The sequence below is a fragment of the Streptomyces sp. Alt3 genome (assembly GCF_030719215.1).
Lineage (GTDB): Bacteria > Actinomycetota > Actinomycetes > Streptomycetales > Streptomycetaceae > Streptomyces > Streptomyces glycanivorans.
The window spans coordinates 592,746-612,040 of sequence record NZ_CP120983.1 but is presented as its reverse complement, the minus strand read 5'-3'; the positions used below and the strand labels follow the sequence as shown (position 1 = coordinate 612,040).

At 72.8% G+C, this 19,295-nt stretch carries 19 protein-coding genes; 5 read left to right on the top strand and 14 right to left on the bottom strand.

The window, feature by feature from the left end:
* The 8 genes from P8A20_RS02815 to P8A20_RS02780 are packed head-to-tail and all read right to left on the bottom strand — an operon-like array spanning position 1 to position 9,685.
* The gene (locus P8A20_RS02815; RefSeq protein ID WP_147960553.1) at positions 1–186 is read right to left on the bottom strand and encodes an MbtH family NRPS accessory protein; all 186 of its coding nucleotides are present in this window, start codon (positions 184–186) and stop codon (positions 1–3) included.
* Entirely contained in the window at positions 183–4,112 is a 3,930-nt protein-coding gene (locus P8A20_RS02810; RefSeq protein WP_306102782.1) for a non-ribosomal peptide synthetase, read from the bottom strand. The genes P8A20_RS02815 and P8A20_RS02810 overlap by 4 nt, the downstream gene beginning before the upstream one ends.
* Positions 4,109–4,336 (bottom strand): phosphopantetheine-binding protein, encoded by a 228-nt coding sequence (locus P8A20_RS02805; protein WP_147960551.1) that lies wholly within the window; start codon positions 4,334–4,336, stop codon positions 4,109–4,111. Before P8A20_RS02805 ends, P8A20_RS02810 begins: the two co-directional genes overlap by 4 nt.
* 5 nt (positions 4,337–4,341) lie before the next feature.
* Positions 4,342–4,974, bottom strand: coding sequence for an isochorismatase family protein (locus P8A20_RS02800; protein ID WP_147960550.1), 633 nt, complete (start codon positions 4,972–4,974; stop codon positions 4,342–4,344).
* 43 nt (positions 4,975–5,017) lie between these two features.
* Positions 5,018–6,667 carry a (2,3-dihydroxybenzoyl)adenylate synthase gene (locus P8A20_RS02795; RefSeq protein WP_147960549.1) on the bottom strand — a complete coding sequence of 550 codons (1,650 nt, stop codon included), beginning with the start codon at positions 6,665–6,667 and terminating at the stop codon, positions 5,018–5,020.
* Positions 6,664–7,863: an isochorismate synthase gene (locus tag P8A20_RS02790; RefSeq protein WP_306102781.1), complete on the bottom strand. Its 1,200-nt coding sequence runs from the start codon at positions 7,861–7,863 to the stop codon at positions 6,664–6,666. The genes P8A20_RS02795 and P8A20_RS02790 overlap by 4 nt, the downstream gene beginning before the upstream one ends.
* 56 nt (positions 7,864–7,919) lie before the next feature.
* Positions 7,920–8,708, bottom strand: coding sequence for a 2,3-dihydro-2,3-dihydroxybenzoate dehydrogenase (locus tag P8A20_RS02785; protein WP_147960547.1), 789 nt, complete (start codon positions 8,706–8,708; stop codon positions 7,920–7,922).
* On the bottom strand, positions 8,705–9,685 hold the full coding sequence (locus tag P8A20_RS02780) for an ABC transporter substrate-binding protein (protein WP_147960546.1): 981 nt from the start codon (positions 9,683–9,685) through the stop codon (positions 8,705–8,707). Before P8A20_RS02780 ends, P8A20_RS02785 begins: the two co-directional genes overlap by 4 nt.
* A gap of 160 nt (positions 9,686–9,845) precedes the next feature.
* Here P8A20_RS02780 and P8A20_RS02775 point away from each other — a divergent pair, with 160 nt between their 5' ends.
* Genes P8A20_RS02775 through P8A20_RS02765 form a run of 3 tightly spaced genes read left to right on the top strand, consistent with a single transcriptional unit; the run spans position 9,846 to position 12,861 of the window.
* On the top strand, positions 9,846–10,931 hold the full coding sequence (locus tag P8A20_RS02775) for a FecCD family ABC transporter permease (protein ID WP_306102780.1): 1,086 nt from the start codon (positions 9,846–9,848) through the stop codon (positions 10,929–10,931).
* The gene (locus P8A20_RS02770; RefSeq protein ID WP_147960544.1) at positions 10,928–12,034 is read left to right on the top strand and encodes a FecCD family ABC transporter permease; all 1,107 of its coding nucleotides are present in this window, start codon (positions 10,928–10,930) and stop codon (positions 12,032–12,034) included. Before P8A20_RS02775 ends, P8A20_RS02770 begins: the two co-directional genes overlap by 4 nt.
* Before the next feature lie 8 nt (positions 12,035–12,042).
* Entirely contained in the window at positions 12,043–12,861 is an 819-nt protein-coding gene (locus P8A20_RS02765) for an ABC transporter ATP-binding protein (protein WP_147960543.1), read from the top strand.
* Positions 12,862–12,930: 69 nt separating this feature from the next.
* Here P8A20_RS02765 and P8A20_RS02760 read toward each other — a convergent pair whose 3' ends face one another.
* From P8A20_RS02760 to P8A20_RS02735, 6 genes are all read right to left on the bottom strand, one after another.
* Positions 12,931–13,338, bottom strand: a complete 408-nt coding sequence (locus P8A20_RS02760; RefSeq protein ID WP_306102779.1) for an SHOCT domain-containing protein — start codon at positions 13,336–13,338, stop codon at positions 12,931–12,933.
* A 70-nt stretch (positions 13,339–13,408) separates the two neighbouring features.
* Positions 13,409–13,903, bottom strand: coding sequence for an FBP domain-containing protein (locus tag P8A20_RS02755; protein ID WP_147960541.1), 495 nt, complete (start codon positions 13,901–13,903; stop codon positions 13,409–13,411).
* A gap of 50 nt (positions 13,904–13,953) precedes the next feature.
* Positions 13,954–14,457 carry a nucleotide triphosphate diphosphatase NUDT15 gene (locus P8A20_RS02750; RefSeq protein ID WP_306102778.1) on the bottom strand — a complete coding sequence of 168 codons (504 nt, stop codon included), beginning with the start codon at positions 14,455–14,457 and terminating at the stop codon, positions 13,954–13,956.
* Positions 14,458–14,521: 64 nt separating this feature from the next.
* Positions 14,522–15,421, bottom strand: coding sequence for a diacylglycerol kinase catalytic domain-containing protein (locus P8A20_RS02745; RefSeq protein WP_306102777.1), 900 nt, complete (start codon positions 15,419–15,421; stop codon positions 14,522–14,524).
* Positions 15,418–16,431 (bottom strand): SPFH domain-containing protein, encoded by a 1,014-nt coding sequence (locus P8A20_RS02740; protein WP_147960540.1) that lies wholly within the window; start codon positions 16,429–16,431, stop codon positions 15,418–15,420. The genes P8A20_RS02745 and P8A20_RS02740 overlap by 4 nt, the downstream gene beginning before the upstream one ends.
* A 213-nt stretch (positions 16,432–16,644) precedes the next feature.
* A complete protein-coding gene (locus P8A20_RS02735) occupies positions 16,645–17,289 on the bottom strand; it encodes a TetR/AcrR family transcriptional regulator (protein WP_306102776.1) in 645 nt (214 codons plus the stop codon).
* A 166-nt stretch (positions 17,290–17,455) separates the two neighbouring features.
* Here P8A20_RS02735 and P8A20_RS02730 point away from each other — a divergent pair, with 166 nt between their 5' ends.
* Together P8A20_RS02730 and P8A20_RS02725 are read left to right on the top strand one after the other, a co-directional pair.
* Entirely contained in the window at positions 17,456–18,265 is an 810-nt protein-coding gene (locus tag P8A20_RS02730; RefSeq protein ID WP_371605934.1) for a phosphatase PAP2 family protein, read from the top strand.
* Positions 18,262–19,266: a DMT family protein gene (locus tag P8A20_RS02725; protein ID WP_306102774.1), complete on the top strand. Its 1,005-nt coding sequence runs from the start codon at positions 18,262–18,264 to the stop codon at positions 19,264–19,266. Before P8A20_RS02730 ends, P8A20_RS02725 begins: the two co-directional genes overlap by 4 nt.
* Positions 19,267–19,295 lie beyond the last annotated feature (29 nt).

Genomic DNA, 19,295 nt, shown 5'->3' with positions numbered 1-19,295 from the left:
TTACCGGTCAGGCTCCAGCGCGGCGGCGCACGCCTCGTGCGGCGCCGGACCGAACCGTACGGACCACCCGGCAGGCACCTCACGCCAGACCGGCCAGAGGGACATCCGGCCGAGGGAGTTCGCCAGGACCAGGTGCGTGGCGCGGCCCTCCGGGCCCGGGTCGAACGCGCCGTGTCCCGCGCTCACGCCTCCAGCTCCTCCAGACGGGCCGCCAGGACGGCGGCGATGTCATCGAGGAAACGGTCCTGCATCAACTGCGGGTGGGTGCAGTCGAGGTCGTGGTTGTCGATGGCCCCGGTCACATGGGCCCGCCACGCCTCGCGGGTGAGCCAGTCCTCCGCGCGGGGGGCGGCGGCCGTGAAGAACAGCAGATCGCCCTCGTAGGAACGGTGGTGGTGCTCGCGCATCATGCGCGCGTGGTTCGGCACGATGTCCACGATCTTCGACAGCGCGCGAGCGCTGAGCCCGGCGAGCGGACTTCCCGCCCGGCGCAGGGTCGCCAGCACGTCCGCGCGGTCCCGCTCGTCCGTACGCTCGAAGCCCGCCATCCGCAGCACCGCGGTCAGCGCGTCACCCTCCTCGGGCGCCGGCCTCTTCCGCCACTGCTCGGCCGGGAACGAGTCGAGCAGAGCGAGCAGTTCGACCTCCTCGCCGGCCTCCTGGAGCAGCACGGCCACGGTGTGCGCCAGCACCCCGCCCACGGACCAGCCCAGCAGCCGGTAGGGGCCGTGCTCCTGGACCGCGCGGATGTGGCGGAGGTAGTCGGACGCCTCCTCCAGCAGGGTGCGCGGCAGCTCCTCGTCGCCCACCAGGCCCCGGGCCTGGATGCCGTACACCGGCTGTTCCGGGCCGAGGCGGGCGGACAGCCCGGCGTAGCACCAGGCGATCCCGCCTGCCGGATGGATGGCGAACAGCGGTGGCCGCCCCTCCCCGCCCCGCAGCCGCAGGACGACGTCCAGCGCGTCCTCGAACGCCGGCCCCGACGAGCCGAGCCGGGCGGCGAGCGCGGCCGGGGTCGGGGACTCGAACAGCGAGCCGATGGTGAGCTCCGTGCCGAACTCCTCCCGTACGCGCGCCACGAGCCGCACGGCGAGCAGCGAGGTCCCGCCCAGATCGAAGAAGGCGTCGTCCGGACCCACCCGGCCGACATCCAGCACCTGAGCGAACAGCCGCGTCAGTGCTTCCTCCCGCGCGCCCGAGGGCCGCCGCGCACCCGCGCCGCCCGTGAACACCGGGGCGGGCAGGGCGCGCCGGTCCAGCTTGCCGTTGGGGCTCAGCGGGAAGGCGTCCAGGGCTACCACGGCTGCCGGCACCATGTGCTCCGGCAGCTCACGCGCCAGGCGGGCGCGGACGGCCACCGGGTCGGCGGCCCCCGTGACGTAGCCGACGAGCCGTTGCTCGCCCGGCCGGTCCTCCCTGACGAGGGCGCAGGCGGCGTCCACCCCGTCCCCGGCCGCCATGGCCGCCTCGATCTCGCCGAGTTCGATGCGCTGCCCGCGCAGCTTGACCTGGTCGTCCGTACGGCCGAGGTAGACCACCTCGCCCTGCCCGGTCCAGTGCGCCAGGTCGCCCGTGCGGTACATCCGCTCCTCCGGAAGGCCGAAGGGGTCGGCGACGAAGCGGGACGCGGTGAGCTCCGGCCGGTTCAGATACCCGTCCGCGAGCTGACGTCCCGCCAGGTAGAGCTCTCCGGCGATCCCCGGAGGGCAGGGCTGCAGCGCCGCGTCGAGCACGTACAGACGGGTGTTCCAGACGGGCCGGCCGATCGGGACCGGTCCGGTGCCGTCAGCCGCGCAGGCGTGGAAGGTGACGTCGACGGCCGCCTCCGTGGGGCCGTACAGATTGTGCAGCTCCACATCCGGAAGCCCGCGCGCGAAGGTGTCCGCGGTCTCCCGGGGGAGGGCCTCACCACTGCAGAAGACCCTTCTCAGGCTGGAGCACGTCTCGGCCTCGGCCTCCGTGAGGAACACCTGGAGCATCGAGGGAACGAAGTGGCAGGTGGTGACTGCCTGTTCGCGGATCAGCCGGGCCAGATAGCCGGGGTCCTTGTGACCGCCCGGCTCGGCGACGACCAGCACCGCGCCCTGACGCAGCGGCCAGAAGAACTCCCACACGGACACGTCGAACGACGACGGCGTCTTCTGCAGCACCCGGTCGTCCGGGGTCAGTCCGTAGGCGCTCTGCATCCAGCGCAGCCGGTTGTCGATCGCACCGTGCGACACGACGACGCCCTTGGGGCGGCCCGTCGAGCCCGAGGTGTAGATGACGTACGCCGGGTGCGCCGGGGTGAGCGGACGTGAGGGGTTCACCCAGAGGTACTCCGAGACGTCGAGGCCGTCCAGGACGACCAGCGGCGTCCCCGTGTCCTCCGGCAGCCGACCCGCCCGGTCCGTCACCGCGCACACCGGCGCCGCGTCCCTGAGCATGTACGTGAGCCGCTGCTCCGGATAGTCCGGGTCCAGCGGCAGGTACGCGGCTCCCGCCTTGAGCACCGCGAGGAGGGACACGACGAGTTCCACCGAGCGGGGCACCGACACCGCCACCACGGCGCCCGGCCGCGCGCCCAGCGTCCGCAGATGCCGGGCCAGCCGGTTCGCGCGGGTGTTGAGCTCCTCGTAGGTGAGCGAGGTGTCCCCGTGGACCAGGGCGGTCGCGTCGGGCGCGCGTGCGGCGCGCGACTCGATCGGCCCGATGAGCGTCGTGGGCGGCAGGGTGCGGGCGGTGTCGTTGAACGTGCCGGTGACCAGCTCCGCCTCGGCCTCCGTGGCGATGCCGTGTGCGGCGGTCGGCAGATGCGGGTCCGCCCCGCTCAGCCGCTCCACCAGGTGCAGGAAGCGATCCTGGTGCGCGGCCAGGTCCTCGTCGCGGTGGAGGGCGGGGTTGCCGTCGTGGTCGACGCGCAGCCCCCGGCCGTCGGCCCGGTCGTAGATGTTCGTCGTCAGGTCGTCGACCGGACCGGCGGACAGATTCCGGGCGCGCGCCGGTGAGCCCGCGAACCGCACGTCGTAGTCGAAGGGCATGACGTTGACGAGGGGGCCGACCAGCCCGCGGTTCTCACCGAGGAGCCGAAGGTCGCGGCGGATGTCCTCGTAGCGGTAGCGCTGGTGGCGGCGGACCTCGCGGATGCCGAGGACCACCTGTCGGACCAGTCCGGCGAACGTGGTGTCCGGCGCCACGTCCAGTCGCAGCGGGAGCACGTTCATGACCATGCCGGGCACCCGCAGCGACACGGAGCCCATGCGGCCCATCATCGGCAGGCCCAGCACGACCTCCTGGTGGCCGGTCGCCCGCGAGGTGTAGAGCGCCTGAGCCGCGATCAGCACGTCCGGCCAGGTCGCGCGGAGCCGGTCCGCCAGGTCCCGGACGGCCTCGGTGGCCCCGCGGCCCAGATGGGCCGTGCGGCGGAGGAACGTCCGTGAGGGCAGTGCCCCGCGGCCCGCGAGCCTGGGCACCTCGGGACGGTCGGCGAACTTCTCGGACCAGTGCGCGCGGTCGGTGGCGAAGGCCTCGGAGGACCGGTACGCCTCGTCCTCGGCCACCAGGTCGGCGAGGGTTCCGAAGACGCGCGGCCCGGGGTCCTCGCCCCGTGTGAGCGCCGAGTACACCTCGGCGGTCCGGCGCACGAGGAGGGAGTAGCCGAAGCCGTCCATCACCAGGTGGTGGATGCGCTGGTACCACAGCCAGCGCTCCTCACCCACGCGGAGGAGGGCGTGCCGGAACAGCGGGCCGGCCGCCAGGTCGAAGGGCTCGGCGAGGTCCTCCCGCATCCACTGCTCGGCCTCCCGGTCCGCGTCGGACGCGTCCCGGAGGTCGTGTGTCGTGAGCGCCACGGCGACCGAGGGGTGGACACGCTGACGCGGCCCGTCGGGGGAGTCCTCGACCGTCACACGCAGGGCGTCGGCCTCGGCGGTCACGCGGCGCAGAGCCGCCGCGAACAGCTCCGGATCGAGCGGCCCGTCGACCTCCAGGCACTCCGCCGTGTTCTGCGCGGGGCTCAGCGGGTCGAGGGACTGCGCGAACCACATGCCCGACTGGGCGGCGGTCAGCGGCAGTACGAGGGACGCGGCGTCCGGGGTGAGGGCACCGCCGGCATCGGTGAGCACGGCGGTCATGAGGCCCCCAGCAGCGGCGCCCACGCCTCGATGGCCGGCTGCTCGGCGAGATCGGCGAAGTCCGCCTCGACCCCGTGGTCCCGGCGCCAGCGTCCCAGCAGGGCCATGATGCGCACCGAGTCCAGCCCGTGGTCCAGGAGGTTCTCGTCGACGGGGATGTCCGCGGGATCCTCGCCGAGGGCGTCGGCGACGTCGTGACGGATCAGTTCGATGGTGAGCGCCACGGTGTTCAGATCCCCTTCAGGAGCGTGTCGGTCGTGGTGACGACCGCGCAGCGGCCGGCGGCCCAGCTCAGCGCCATGTCGTGGTCCTCGCGTGAGAAGTCCGCCACGGCGTCCGCGACCACGAAGGCCCGGATGTCACGCATCCACGCGTCGCAGGCGCTCATGAGGACCCCGATGTGCGCGTACACACCGGTGATCACCAACTGGTCCCGCCCGGACTCCCGCAGCTGGGCTCCGAGTTCGGTGCGCACGAACGCGCTGTACTTCCATTTGGTCAGGACGGTGTCGCCGTCCGCGGGCGCGACGACGGCGGGGATCGCCAGTGCCTCGGGATCGTCGGCGGCGCCGGGACCCCAGAAGTCGAGCTGGAGACCGCGTTCCTCCGCCGTCTGACCGCCGCGCTGCACCGAGTAGACGACCGGCACACCGAGGCGGCGGTACTCCTCGATCACGCGGGAGGTGTTGTCGAGCATGCCGGTCAGCGGCTGCTCGCCGGGCGGGAACGCGCTGAGGAAGTGGTTCTGCAGGTCGTGGACCAGGAGTACGGCGCGGGCCGGGTCGACGGTCCAGTCCACCCGGTTCGAGGGCAGTTCGGCTTCGGTCGGCAAGGCGTACGAGGCGATGGCGGGAAGAGCCATGGGTGGAACCTTTCGGTGCCGCTCGGGGCGGAACTCGGTGATCTCAGTGCTGGGCGGGCGCGGCGTGGCCGGGTACCGCGTCCGAGCGCAGTCCCTTCTTGCTGACCTTGCCGATCCCGGTCTGCGGGAACGCCTCGACGAACTCGACGAGGTCGGGAATCTTGTACGCGGCGACGCCGCGCTCACGGACGTGGCGTTTGATCGCGGCCGGTCTGAGGGCCTCGGCGCCCTCGCGCAGGATCACGTAGGCGAGGGTCCGTTCGCCCAGGAACGCGTCGGCCACCCCGACGACGGACACGTCGTGCACCGACGGGTGGCCGAGGACGATGTTCTCGATCTCCTCCGGGGCGACCTTCTCGCCGCCCCGGTTGATCTGGTCCTTGGCGCGTCCCTCGACGATCAGATGGCCCGTCGAGGTGCGGCGCACGATGTCACCGGTGCGGTAGAAGCCGTCCTCGGTGAAGGCCTTCGCGTTGTGCTCGGGCGCGCGCCAGTAGCCGCGGACCGTGTACGGGCCCCGGGTCAGCAGGTGCCCGAACCCGCCCTCGGGCACGTCCTCGTCCGCGTCGTCGACGACGCGGACCTCGTCGTCCCCGGAGATCGGCCGGCCCTGGGTGGTGACCACGGTCTCGTGGTCGTCGTCCAGGCGCGTGTAGTTGACGAGCCCCTCGGCCATCCCGAAGACCTGCATGAGCCGGCACCCCAGCGCCGGTTCCAGCCTGCGGGCCGCCGCCTCGCTGTACTTGGCGCCGCCGACGAGGACCAGGTCCAGGCTCGACAGGTCGTGCTCGGTGCCGGTGCCCGCCTCCGTCCACACCAGGGCGAGGGGCGGCACCAGCCCGGTCATCGTGACGCGCTCGCGTTCCACGAGCGGGAAGGCCGTCGCGGGATCGGGGCCGGGACACAGCACCACGGTCCCCCCGGCGTAGAGCGCGCCGAGCCAGCCCGGGGAACTCATCGGGAAGTTGTGCGCGGCCGGGAGCACGACGAGGAAGCGCGTGTCACCGTCGACGCCGCAGATCTCGTTGGACCCCCGCAGCGAGTAGATGTAGTCGTCGTGCGTACGCGGGATGAGCTTGGGGACACCCGTGGTCCCGCCCGACAGCTGGAGGAACGCCAGGTCGTGCGGTTCCGGCGTGTGCCCGGTCCCACCGGGCGCGCACGGCACGTCGGACAGCGCGGTGTGCTCGCCAGGCGGGCCGACGACGAAGACGTGCTCCAGGCTCGGCGTACGCTCCTTGACCTTCGACGCCAGGGCCAGGTGGTCGAAGCCCGCGTGCCGGTCGGGGACCACGTAGGCGACGGCCTCGGTGAACGAGCAGAAGTACGCGATCTCCGTCTCGCGGTGCGCGGGGAGCGCGTACACGGGCAGTGCGCCGACCCGGAAGAGGGCGAAGACGACCTCGATGAACTCGGCGACGTTCGGGAGCTGCACGACGACCCGGTCGCCGGGAGAGATGCCGCGCGCCGCGAACCCCGCCGCCAGCCGCGACGCCCGCTCGTCCAGCTCCGCGTAGGTCCACTCGCGGCGCACGCCGGCCGGATCGACGACCGCCACGCGGTCGGGGTGGGCGGCGGCACGTTCGCTCAGCACACCGCCGAACGTCTCCCCGCGCCAGTGGCCGGCGGCACGGTAGCGCTCGGCGAACGCGGCCGGCCAGGTGGGCGCGTCGGCGTTCGAAAAGGCGGTCACAGCGTGGCTCCCACGGCGCTCAGGAACGTCCGGAACTTGGCCGCCGTCTCCGCCGTCTCGGCGGCCGGAGAGGACTCCGCCACCACACCGGCCCCGGCGAACAGCCGCAGCGTGCGGCCCTCGGCCTCGGCGCAGCGGATGGTCACGACCCAGTCGCCGTCGCCGTCCGCGTCCTGCCAGCCGACCATGCCGGTGTAGGCACCCCGGTCGAAGGGCTCGGAATCCGCGATCACCTGCCGGGCCACGTCGGTCGGGGTACCGCAGACCGCCGGAGTGGGGTGCAGGGCCGACGCCAGGTCCAGGGCGGTGGACGAGGGGTCGCGCAGGTCTCCGGTCAGGGTCGTCGACAGGTGCCACATGGCGGCGGTCCGCACGAGCGTGGGACGTTCGGGCACGTCCAGGCGCGTGCAGAACGGTGCGAGCTGCTCGCGGATGGCGTCGACCACGACCGCGTGCTCGTGGAGGTCCTTCGGGGAGTCCAGGAGCGCGGCGGCCATGCGGACGTCCTCGGCCAGATCGTCGCTGCGCTGCGCGGAACCGGCCAGCGGATTGGCGAGGAGCCGGTCGCCGCGCCGTGCCACCAGGAGCTCGGGGCTCGCTCCCACGAGAGTGCGGCCGGGGCCGCTGGGGACCGCGAAGAGGTAGCCGTCCGGGTCCCGGCGTGCCAGCCGGTTCAGCATGGCCGGCAGATCCAGGTCGTGACCCGAGGTCAGCTCCAGTGTGCGGGCGAGGACGACCTTGTCGAACTCCCCGGCACGCATCCGCTTCACGGCGGCGGCGACGGCCCCGGAGTAGTCCTCGGCGGCCGGCACCTCACGTATCCGCCATGCGTCGCCGTTCTCCGGGGCGGGGCCGCGCAGGGCGATGAGCGGGTCCGCTCGCAGGGCGGTCGCCCGGCGGAGTGTCTCCGGGACGGCCAGTTCCGCCACGCCGTCGGGTGCGAACGGTATGGAACCCACGACGACGGGCGCGGGGGAGCCGGAGCGCCGGGCGGCGTCCAGGACCTCCTGGACCCGCAGGGCGAGGGGCCTCGCGTCGTGCGGCACCCGCGCGGCGGTGCCGGAGCCGAGCAGGGTGAGCCGGGGTGTGGCGAGGAAGCGGTCCGTGCCGGGCCGGTAGGCCTCCAGCAGGGAGGTCGCCGCGCCGGGGGAGTCGAGTGGGGGAGGAGCGGTGGGTACGCGCAGGGAGGCAGACATGAGTGGTCTCCAGTGGGGTGGCTCGAGCTGCGGCAGGGGGACGGGGCGTGCGGGGTTCAGGCCCGCAGGGTGGCTCCGCCGTCGACGTACAGGTCGTGCAGAGTGATGTGGCGGGCGCGGTCGGACACCAGGAAGGCGACCGCGTCGGCGATGTCGGAGGGGTCCGCGATCCGGCCGAGCGGGATGCCGGTGCGGAACGTCGCCGTGTCCCCCTCGACGACGCGGCGGGCTGAGGCCTCCTCGTCCCCCGCGGTCCACATGCCGCGCTGCATGTCGGTCAGGGTCGAGCCGGGGGACACGGTGTTGCACCGCACGCCCCGGGGTGCCACTTCGAGGCCGAGACACCTGGTGAACATCACGGCCGCCGCCTTGGAGGCCGCGTACGCCGCCATGTTCGTCCGGGGGACGCCCGCGGCGTTGGAGGCGACGGTGACGATGCTGCCCGCGCCCCGCCCGGTCATCCGGCGGGAGACGGAGCGCGACACGTGGAACACCCCGTGCGTGTTGACGGCGAAGGTGGCCGCCCACTCCTCGTCGGACAGGTCCGAGACCGGTGAACCGCTCAGGATCCCGGCCACGTTGACCGCGATGTCCAGCGGTCCGAGCGTGGCTTCGGTCTCCGCGACGAGGTCCTCGACGGCCGTGGGGTCGGTGACGTCGAGGGTGCGAGCGACGACCCGGCCGCCGTAGGCCGTCTCCAGGGCGACGACGCCCTCCGCGGCCAGGTCGGTGGCGATGACACGGGCGCCCCGGCCGGCCAGGGCGTGCACGACCGCCTCGCCGATGCCCCGGCCCGCTCCCGTCACCAGGGCTGTCCGGCCGGCCAGTTCCTGATCGAGGCTCACTTGACCATGGCCTTCCGGATGTCGTCGAGGACCGAGACCGCCGCCTGCGCGCCACCGAGGCTGGTCCACCTGGTCCCGTCGACGACCGTCGAGTGCTCCTCCCGCACGGCGCCCAGCTGCTGGTACGAGGGCTTCTTCGCCAGCTCGTCGAGGAGACCGGCGTCGGTCCCGGCGTCGAGGGAGCCGATGAACAGCCAGTCGCCGTCGATCTCCTGGAGGTTCTCGTCGCTGAGCGGCGTCGAGTGGCCCTCGCCCTTGTCGTTCTGGATGCCGGGCCTCTTGAAGCCGAGGTCCTTCAGGACGTCGCTGATGAAGACGCCCTGCTGCATGACCGCGGTGCCCTTGGCCGAGTAGCGGGCGACGGACACGCTCGCACCGGCCTGCGGACCGAGGTCCTTCTTCAGCGCGGCGGCCCTGCTCTCGTAGTCGGCGAGGAACTTCTCGGCCTCGTTGGACCTGCCGAGCGTCGTGCCGGTGAGCTGGAGCGCCTTCTTCCAGTCCTTGGTGCCGTCGACGGTGACGACGGTGGGCGCGATCTTGCGGAGCTGCGCCAGGACCTGTTCGTCGGCGAGCTGTCCGGCGAGGATCACGTCCGGCTTCGCCTGGACGACCTTCTCGATGTCCGGGCCGGTGACGGCGCCGACGACCGGGATGTCCTTCGCCTGCTCCTCGAGGTACCGGGGCGCGCCCTTCTGACCGCGCCCCGCGGTCAGTCCCACCGGCTCGACACCCAGGGTGAGGGAGGCGTCCAGGTCCATCTCGCTGAGGGCGACCACACGCTTCGGTGCGGCCGGAATGTCGACCTTCGTGCCGGAGGCGTCCGTGACCCGGGTGGTGGCCGCCGCTGCCTCGTCGGCGGACGCGGCTTTGTCCCCGGATCCGCAGGCGCTCAGCGTCAGGGCGCAGAGCGTGAGCAGGGTGGCCGACACGACGGGACGTGCGATACCGCGGGACGAAGGGGACGAGTACGGCGCCATGGCCTTGGATCTCCGTTTGCTTTCGGACGAATCCTGTTCCGGCCGGGCGTTCCCCGACGTCTGCATCGGGGACGAGTGGTGCGCATCGCACCACTTCAGGGCACAGGTGTGCCCATCGCCCGCCGGAACCGGACGAGTTCACTTAGGTTAGGCTAACCTTATGTCGCTAGCGCAAGGGGGTCGGCGGAGATCAGCCGGATCCCGACCACCCGAACACCCCCCGCCCCCGGGGCGCTCGATCCACCGGGCCACCACGGGACTTCTGCTCCTCCTGGTGGCCCTCGTCCTGCTCTCCCTCGTCATCGGCACCGGCGGGAGCCCCGTGGGGCGCGCCTGGGACTTCCTCCTCGGCGACCCCGCAGCCCGTGCCGATGCGCAGATCCGGCTGGCCGTCATGGACGTACGCCTCCCACGCACGCTCGCCGCCCTCCTCGTGGGCACATGCCTCGGTGCGGCGGGCTGTCTGCTCCAGGCGGCAACCCGCAATCCGCTCGCCGAGACGGGCCTCCTGGGCGTCAACTCGGGTGCCGCTTTCGCCGTCGTCGTCGGACTCACCTCCTTCGGCGCCGACTCCCCGGGGGCGCTGCTGGTGTGGGCACTCGCCGGCGGCATGGCCGCCGGCGCAGTGGTCCTCCTGTTCGCCGGATCGGGGCGCACCGCGGGCTCCCCACTGCGTCTCGTGCTGGCCGGATCCGCACTGGGCGCCACCTTCCACGGCTGCACCTCCTACGTCCTGCTCGGCACCAGCTCGACCTTCGACACCTACCGTTACTGGACGATCGGCTCGCTCGCCGGAGTCGAGATCTCCGATCTCGTCCCCCTCCTGCCCCTGGCAGCCCTCGGCCTGCTCACGGCGCTCCTGTGCACACGCCCGCTGTCGGCGCTGGGCCTCGGGGACGACGGCGCACGCTCGCTCGGCCACCACCCCGGACGGATCCGGCTCGTCGTCACCGGAGCGGTCTCACTGCTCGCCGGCTGCGCGGTCGCCGTGGCCGGGCCCATCGCCTTCCTGGGGCTGCTCGCCCCCTACGCGGCGAGGGCACTGACCGGGCCGCGCATGACGGCCCAACTCGTCCTGTCCGCACTGATCGCGGCGGACATCATGCTCCTCGCCGACATCCTCGCCCGGATCGTCATCCGTCCCTGGGAGACACCGGTCAGCGTGCTGCTCGCCTTCGTGGGCGGCCCCCTGCTGGTCTGGATCGCCCGCTCCTCCAAGCTGTCCACCGCGGGGGCCGAGGCATGACCGACCCGACAACCGCCCCCGCGCGACACTTTCCGGAAGCGCCGCGTCCCGGCGCGGTCGACGTCACGCCCCCCGACAGCACCGTGCTCCGTGGCGGTACGCTCTCCTGGCTCCTCCCGCGCCGCAGCGTGCTCGCCGCCGCGCTCCTCCTGCCGGCCGTCGTCGTCCTCACCGCCCTCGCGGTGATGGCCAGTTCGACCGGGATGAGCCTGTCGGACACCCTGTCCGGGCTCCTCGGCACCGGCGACCCGGGAACCGTCATGATCGTGCGGGACTTCCGGCTGCCCCGCGTCTTCGCCGGCCTCATGGTCGGCGCCGCCCTCGGCATCGCCGGCTGCCTCACCCAGACCCTCGCCGGCAACCGCCTCGCCACCCCCGATCTGGTCGGTGTCAACGACGGCGCCACGGCGGCCGTCGTCGCCGCCGCGGCGGGCTCCACCACCGGCATGGTCGGCGCCTGGTGGCTCGGCCCGATCGGCGCCGTCGCGGCCGCCGCGGTCGTCGTCCTGTGCGCGGGCGGCGCCGGAAGCGCCGGCTACCGCGTCCTGGTGACCGGCATCGGCGTCTCCACGTTCATCGGCGCGGTGAGCGACCTGATCATGTCCCGCGAGAACGACAACACCGCCGGCGGAGTCTTCCTCTGGGCCGTCGGAAGCCTCAACGGCCGCGACTGGGCCGTCGGTACGCCGCTCGCCCTCGTCCTGCTCCTCCTGGTCCCGCTCGCCCTGGCCGTGGGCCACCGGCTGCAACTGCTGCGCTTCGACGACGACGTGGCGGCTTCGCTCGGCGTCGACCTGCGCCGGCTGCGTGCCGTCGCCCTCGCCCTCGCCGTCGCCCTCGCGGGCACGGCCGTCGGCGTCGGTGGCCCCATCGCCTTCGTCGCCCTCGCCGCACCGATCCTGGCCCAGCGGTTGGCCGGACCCACCCGGGTCCCGGTCACCGGTTCCGCACTGACCGGTGCGGCCCTGATCGCCGCCGCCGACGCCCTGGGACGCGTCGCCGCACCCGTCGAACTGCCCGTCGGCGTCGTCACCAGCGTCCTCGGCGGCCCCTTCCTGCTCTGGGTCCTCCTCCGCCCGGACCGTGCCACCGGAAAGGCCTGACCCACGCCATGACCGACTCACCCCGCGAGACCGCCCCCGGTCTCGAAGTCACCGCGCTCCACGCCGGATACCCCGGCCGCCCGGTCGTCGAGGACGTCGACCTCACCGTCCCCGCCGGGCAGGTCGTCGCGATCGTGGGCCCCAACGGCTGCGGGAAGTCCACCCTGCTGCGCGCCGTCGCCCGCCTGCACCGCCCCGCATCGGGCACCGTCCGTGTCGGGGGCGAGGACATCTGGGAACTCGGCCGCCGCCCTGCCGCCCACCGTGTCGCGCTGCTGCCCCAGTCACCCCGCGCACCCGAGGCCGTCACCGTGGCCGGACTCGTCCGCTACGGCCGCCACCCCCAGCAGGGCCTGCTGCGCCAGTGGTCGAAGAAGGACGAGAACGCCGTACGCGACGCACTGGAGGCCACCGGGACGACGCGACTGGCCGCCGAACGCCTGGACAGGCTCTCCGGCGGCCAGCGCCAGCGCTGCTGGCTCGCCATGGTCCTCGCCCAGCACACCCCGGTCGTCCTGCTCGACGAACCCACCAGCGCCCTCGACCTCGGCCACGCCGTGGACGTCCTGGAACTGGTGAGGGAGGTCGCCGCCACCGGCCGCACCGTCGTCATGGTGCAGCACGACCTGGCGGCCGCGGCCCGCTACGCGGACCTGCTCGTCGCCATGAAGGACGGACGCGTCGTCGCCTCCGGCAGGCCGGACGAGACCGTCGACGAGGCCCTGGTGAAGGAGCTCTACGGAGTGGACGCCGACATCCTCGGCGCACCGGGCGACGGCTCCCCGGTCGTGGTGCCCAGGGCCCGCCGGCTCACGAAGCGCACGTGACGGCCGTCGCGAACCGTTCACGGGTCAGGCGTGAAGCGGACGTGGCGGCCGTCGCGATCCGTTCCCGGGTCAGGCGAGCAGCTTCTGCTTGGCCTTCTCGTACTCCTCCTGGCTGAGGTGACCCCTGTCCTTGAGGTCGGCGAGTTTGGCCAGGTCGGTCACGTGGCCGGTGCCGGCACCCGTGTCCCCCTCGTCGCGGGCGGCCTGCTTCACGTACTGCTTGAAAGCCGCTTCGCGTTCCTCCGCCTGCTTGGCCTCACGCCGTCCCATGCCCTTGCCGCGGGCGATCAGGTAGACGAGAACGCCCACGTAGGGCAGGACGATCACGAAGATCACCCAGGCCGCCTTGGCCCATCCGCTCAGCGAGTGGTCCTGGAAGATGTCCGTGACCACTTTGAAGAGCAGGAAGAACCACAGCACCCACAGGAACACGTACATCATGGTCAGGAAGAGGTTCAGGAGCGGATAGTCGTCCATGGGTCTACTCCGATCGCGCGGATAGTCCCTCATTGTTACGCCTGCCCCTGTTGCACCGCATTTCCGGCGTTCAGGCGGCGAGCAGGTCCAGGAACGCCGTGAGCTTGCCCCTGGTCCGCTCGATCTGCTGCTCGACGGTCAGCGACTCCTCGAAGCGTCCGCCGGGGGCCGGGCTTTTCTTGCCGCGTACGTACAGGGAGCAGTCGAGGTCGGTGCAGAGGTAGATGCCGACGGAGTTGCCGTTCCTGCCCGCCTGCCCCCGCTTCCTGGCCGTCATCAGCGAGACCCCGCTGCCCGGATGCGTGGTCAGGCAGACCGAACACATGCTGCGGTGCAGGAAGCCGCGCTGCTGGGACGGGAAACGCAGCGTGATACCGGTCAGCTCGCCGCGCAGTTCGGTGACGATGTAGCTCCTGTCAGGCGCCGACAGGTCGCGCCAGCCCAGGAAGTCCAGATCGTCCCAGCGGCGCTCGTCCAGGTCGCGAGGCAGGGGCAGACGCTTCGCCTCCCCCTTGGAACAGTTGACGAACGACGCCCGGATGTCCTGCTCACTGACGGCTCTCATGGAATCGACGCTAACTCTGCCTATGAGTCCTAGGCAAATAATTATTCTCTCTAGGCCCGGGCCCGGGGTGCGAGGGCGATGGGCAGATGGTGGGCGGCGGGGTGCTCGATCGCGAGGTCCGGCCGCCAGACCGCCAGGATCTGGGCGGACGGGTCGAACAGGGGGCCCGGCAGCTCCTCGGGAGCGGTCCACCGCCATGTGCTGATGAGATCCGGTTCGGTGACCCGGGGGACCGCGTCGTCCACCCTCACCAGCGCGGCCATGCTGATCCGGTTGATACCCGCCACCACGTCGTGGACCATCGCGAACACGGTCACGTCGTCCACCGCCACCCGCAGCCCCGTCTCCTCGCACAGCTCGCGAGCGGCTGCCGCCGCGACCGACTCGTGCGTCGGGTCGACCTTGCCGCCGGGCAGCTCCCAGGTGCCGCCGTGGTGCCTGCCGAGCAGGATCCTGCCCTCCCCGTCCTGCACGACGACACCCACCCCGAGCGCTGCCTGGGCGACGGGCGGGCGGGTGTTCCGGGGTGGGGCGTCCATGGAATCGGCTGTCATCGCTGCTCTGCTCCCGACTGTTCGGATACGGGGTCGTGCGGACCCCGCCATCCTCACACGGTGCTCACGTCACCAGATTGAGCGTGGTGTCCGAGACGCCCAGCCGGATGGACTGACCCCACGTCAACTCCAGTGCGTCGGACTCCATCCCGTCGCCGAACACCACCATCCGGTCCGACTCGACGGTGAGCCTCAGGCTCTCCCGCGGCCCCAGCTCACCCGCGACCGTCGAGGTGCCGGTGGCCGGGGAGGGCCAGGCCTCGCGCACGAACCAGATCAGCCGGCGGTCCGAGGGGGCCGGCAGCGGCAGCGGGCTGCCGCGCTCCAGCCATAGGGAACGCAGCCAGCCGGTGGACCCGGTCCCCGTGCCGACCAGCACGCCCGAGGACGCCTGGGACTCGCCGGCGGACGGTCCGCCCCGGGTGTCGATGCGGTAGCGGGCGGTCTGGTGGCCGGGCGACCCCAGGTAGATCTCGTTCAGGGCGAGCAGGCGCTGCGTGTCGTCGGCGACGGCCTCGGTCATCGTGAGTGCGTCCACACCCGCTCCGGGGGACACGGCGGCCCGGCAGAGCGCCGCCGTGTCGCGGGCCCGGTGGCGTACGAGGACCCCGGGATTGCGGCCCGGGTCCGTGTCGATGCCCACCACCGGCTGGCCGGACAGGTACTTCGCGGCGTTCGCGACCAGTCCGTCCTGCCCGACCACGACGACCACGTCCTCCGGCCCGAACAGGAAGCGGTCGAGGTCGGCCCGCTCCACCCGGCTGCGGCGCCACCGCAACGGCACGGCGGCGGCCACCTCGGCGAGCGCCTGTTCGTTGCGCCGGTGACGCTCGGCCACCTCGTCGACGGACCGGCCGCGCCCGGCCAGCACGAACGCGGCCTGCCCGTGGGTCCCGTGCCGCGCCAGGAGCTCCTCGTACTCGGTCGTGCGGTGCACCAGCACCGCACGCGGGGCCAGACTCACGCCCGCGCCTCCGGCTCCGGCCTGCCGAGCCGGGCGAGCAGGCCCGTCAGGACGTCGGGGGAGAGGGTGAGGCTGTCGATGCGGGGCAGGTTCTCGGCCAGCCGTGTCGCTGCCAGGGCGTGGAGCGTGGCGGGGTCGACGTCCGCGTGCGCCCGCAGCCAGGCCGACTGCGCCTCGGCGCGCGCCGCCCCGACCTCTCGGGCGGCCTCCGCCTCCGCGCGGGCCAGCCGTACGGTGCGGGCGGCCTCGGCAGCAGAACGCACCCCGTCGGCGGCCGACTTCTCCTCGGCCTCCCTGCGGGCGTTCGTGCCGCGCTGATCGACCAGCTGTTCCTCGCGGCGGGCGAGCTCGATCTTGCTGGCGAGCTCGTTCTCGGCGATGGTCCGCTCACGCTCGACCGCGACCGCCCGGCGTTCGTACACCGACCGGTCGGCCTCCTGCTGGATCTGTTCCCTGGCCGGGGTGCGCAGGGCGCGTTCGACCTCGGCCTCGGGGCGGATGGCGACGACGCGCACGGCGACCACGTCGATGCCGGTGGCCGGCAGTCGGGGCTCGGCCGAGAGCCCGGTGGCGACCCGTTCCCGCACGGCGGCGACGCCGTCCACGAGGGCGGCCGCCAGGGGGGTGCGGGCCAGGACGTCCAGCGTGTGCTGCTGCGCGGTCTCGGTGAGCAGGGTGGCGATCTGCTCCAGCGGCGTGCCGCGCCACACCCCGGTGTCCGGGTCCACCGAGAAGTCGAGCCGGGTGGCGGCCACGGCGGGGTCGCTGATCCGGTAGGTGACGGTGGCCTGCACGGTGACGTCCTGGAAGTCGGCGGTACGCGCGTGGAACGCCATCGCCAGTTCCCGGTCGTCGACCGGCACCTCGGAGAGTGCCGCGGAGAGCGAGCGGTACCAGAAGCTCAGACCGGGGCCGTCGTGGGTGAGCCTGCCGCGCTTGTGGTGACGGATGTGGGCGGTGGGCGCGGAGCGCAGATGCCGCCAGCCGAAGCGCCGGGTGATGTCGGCCATGTCAGGACCCCCTCTTTCTCGTCACGACGACGATAAGAGGTTCCACCACCTATCGTCAAGAGGACGAAAAGGGGGAGGGGGTGCCGGACATCATGCGGCCGGCCGGTGGCCCCCGGGGGGACCACCGGCCGGCCGGTGGTGCGCCGTCCCCGTCCCCACGGTGCGGCGCGCGGGTGGTCCGTCGTCATCCGCTCGGACGACGGGCCACGTTCGTCAGGTCCCGCTCACCTGGGGGGCGGGCGGGGGGACGGGCAGTCCGAGTGCGGGGAGCACCGCGCACTCGATGAAGCGGGTCAGGAAGGCGTCGTCCGCGTACCGGCCCTCCAGGAGGGGCCGGGCGCGCATGATGCCGAGCACCTGGGCGGCCACGTAGTCCGCCGCGGGGTTGTCGGCCTCGATCTCGCCGCGCCGTACCGCGCGTTCGACCATCGCGTCGATCGCGGTGATGGCGGGTGCGATCAGGGTGGAGCGCATCGCGCAGAGCAGGTCGGGATTCTGCAGCGCGGCGTGGCTGAGCGCGTGCATCAGGGCGGTGTCCTGGCCCGAGGCCGCGTCCACGGCCCCGGCCGCCTCGCGCAGGTCGCCGCTCAGGGTGCCGGTGTCGATGTCGGAGAGCAGGGTCCTGCGGGTGCCGTGCAGTGCGGCCACGACCAGCTCCGGCTTGGAGCCCCACTGGCGGTAGAGGGTGGACTTCCCGCACCGGGTGCGGGAGGCGACGCCCTCCATCGTCAGCGAGTCGTAACCGCTCTCCCGCAGCAGGTCCAGCACGGCGGTGTAGAGCTCCTGCGCCCGCTCCGGTGTGATCTTCGACCGGCGTGACGTGGGCACGGACTCCTGGGCTGAACCGGGCGACGGCATCTGCTTCCCTCTCTGCGGCTGTGCGGCTGGGGACCCTCGATACGTCAGTGTACCGATACGCGCGTGTACCGATACGCTTCCGTATCGGTACACTGGCGTATCGATACGGCATGGACTCGCCATGCCGACGTCGTAACAGCGCACCGTCAGTAAAGGGGCACGGGTGATGTACACCCGCAGCGAGCCTGCGGAGCGGGAGCCGGACACCTCAGCCCGACCGCCCCTCGTCCGCGAGCTGCTTCTGGTAGCCGGACTCTTCCTCGTCTACAAGCTCGGCCGGCAGGCCGCCAACGGCCACGTCGAGGAGGCCTTCCACAACGCCGGACACGTGTGGAGCTTCGAGCGGGCCCTGGGACTTCCCGGCGAGGGAGCCGTACAGGGTGTCCTGCTGCACAGCCATACGCTCGTGCAGGCTGCGAACACCTACTACGCGACCGTGCACTTCCCGGCCACGCTCGCCTTCCTGGTCTGGCTGTACTGGCGCCGCCCGCGCCACTACGTCTGGTCCCGGCGCGTCCTGGCGGCCCTCACCGGCGCCGCCCTCGCCCTGCACCTGATCTTCCCGCTCGCCCCGCCGCGGATGCTCCACGCCGCCGGGCTCGTCGACACCGGGCAGGTCTACGGACCCACCGTGTACGGGGACACCCCCGCGACCGACTCGATGGCCAACCAGTTCGCGGCCATGCCCTCACTGCACGTCGGCTGGGCCCTGGCGGTCGCCGTCGGACTGATCGTCGCGACCCGCTCGCGGTGGCGCCTGCTGTGGCTGCTGCACCCGCTGCTCACCCTGCTCGTCGTCGTCGGCACCGCCAACCACTACTGGCTCGACGCCATCGTGGTCGTCGCCCTGCTCGCCGTCGCCTACGCCGCGCTCGGACTGCCCCGCACCCCGGTGCGGGCGCACCTGCCGTGGGCGAGCGTGCCCGCCCAGAACTACGCGTCCCCCGCCTACGCACGGTCAGGAGCTCAGCGATGAACGCCACGCTCCTGGCCGTCACCCTCTCCCTCGTCTCCGCCGGCGCCTACGCGGCCGCCGCGGTGGCGCAGGCCCGGCTCGCCGGCCGGACCGACCCCTCCGCCGGAGCGCTGCGCCTGCTGGGCCGCGGAGCCTGGTGGTCGGCGGTCGGTCTGAACGCCGGCGGTGCGCTGCTGCACGTCGCCGCGCTCAAGTACGGGCCGCTCACCCTGGTCCAGCCCCTCGGTGCGCTGACGCTCGTCGCCGCCGTCCCGCTCGGCGCGCGGTCCGCGGGCCGCCGGGTCAGCCGTACGGAATGGCGCGGCACGCTCCTCACACTCATCGGCCTCGCCGCGCTGCTCCTGGCCGCCGGTGGCGCCTCGCCGCACGACACGCTGAGCCTCCCCGAAGCCCTGGGGGTCGGCGCGGTCACCATGGCACTCGTCGCCGTCCTCGGCCGCCCGGGCACCCGGCCCGGCCTCCGGCACGCCGCGGCCTCGGGCATCACGTCCGGGGTGGCGTCCGCCCTGACCCAGACCCTCACGGTCGCCGCGACCGACCACTCGGGCCCACTCCTGAGCTGGCGGCTCGTGACCGTCGCGGTGCTCGTCTCGTTCTTCGCCCTGGGCGGGCTGATGCTCTCCCAGACCGCCTACCGGGGCGGGCTGGGCGCCCCGCTCGCCGTGGTCACCCTCGCCAACCCGGTCGCCGCCGCCGTGATCGGCCTGATCCTTCTCGGCGAACGGCTCCAGGGTGGGCTGCTGGGCCTGCTCCCGGCGCTCATCGGTGCCGCGGCCGCCGGGCAGGGTGTACTCCTGCTCAGCCGGGCACAGGTGGGCGGCCCGTCCGCCGCCCCCGCGCCGGCCCCACCCGGGCGCCCGTCACGCGTCGTCGCCTCCGGCCCCGCCCCGTCCCTGCCTCCCGCCGCCGAACCGCTGCTGCTGCGAGCGGGTCCGGCCGGGCTGCCGGAAGGACTTCGGACGGGCCGGTCCCTCGCACGGGAGAAGACCACGGCGGGCTGACGACGGCCGCCGTGATCCCGTGACCGACC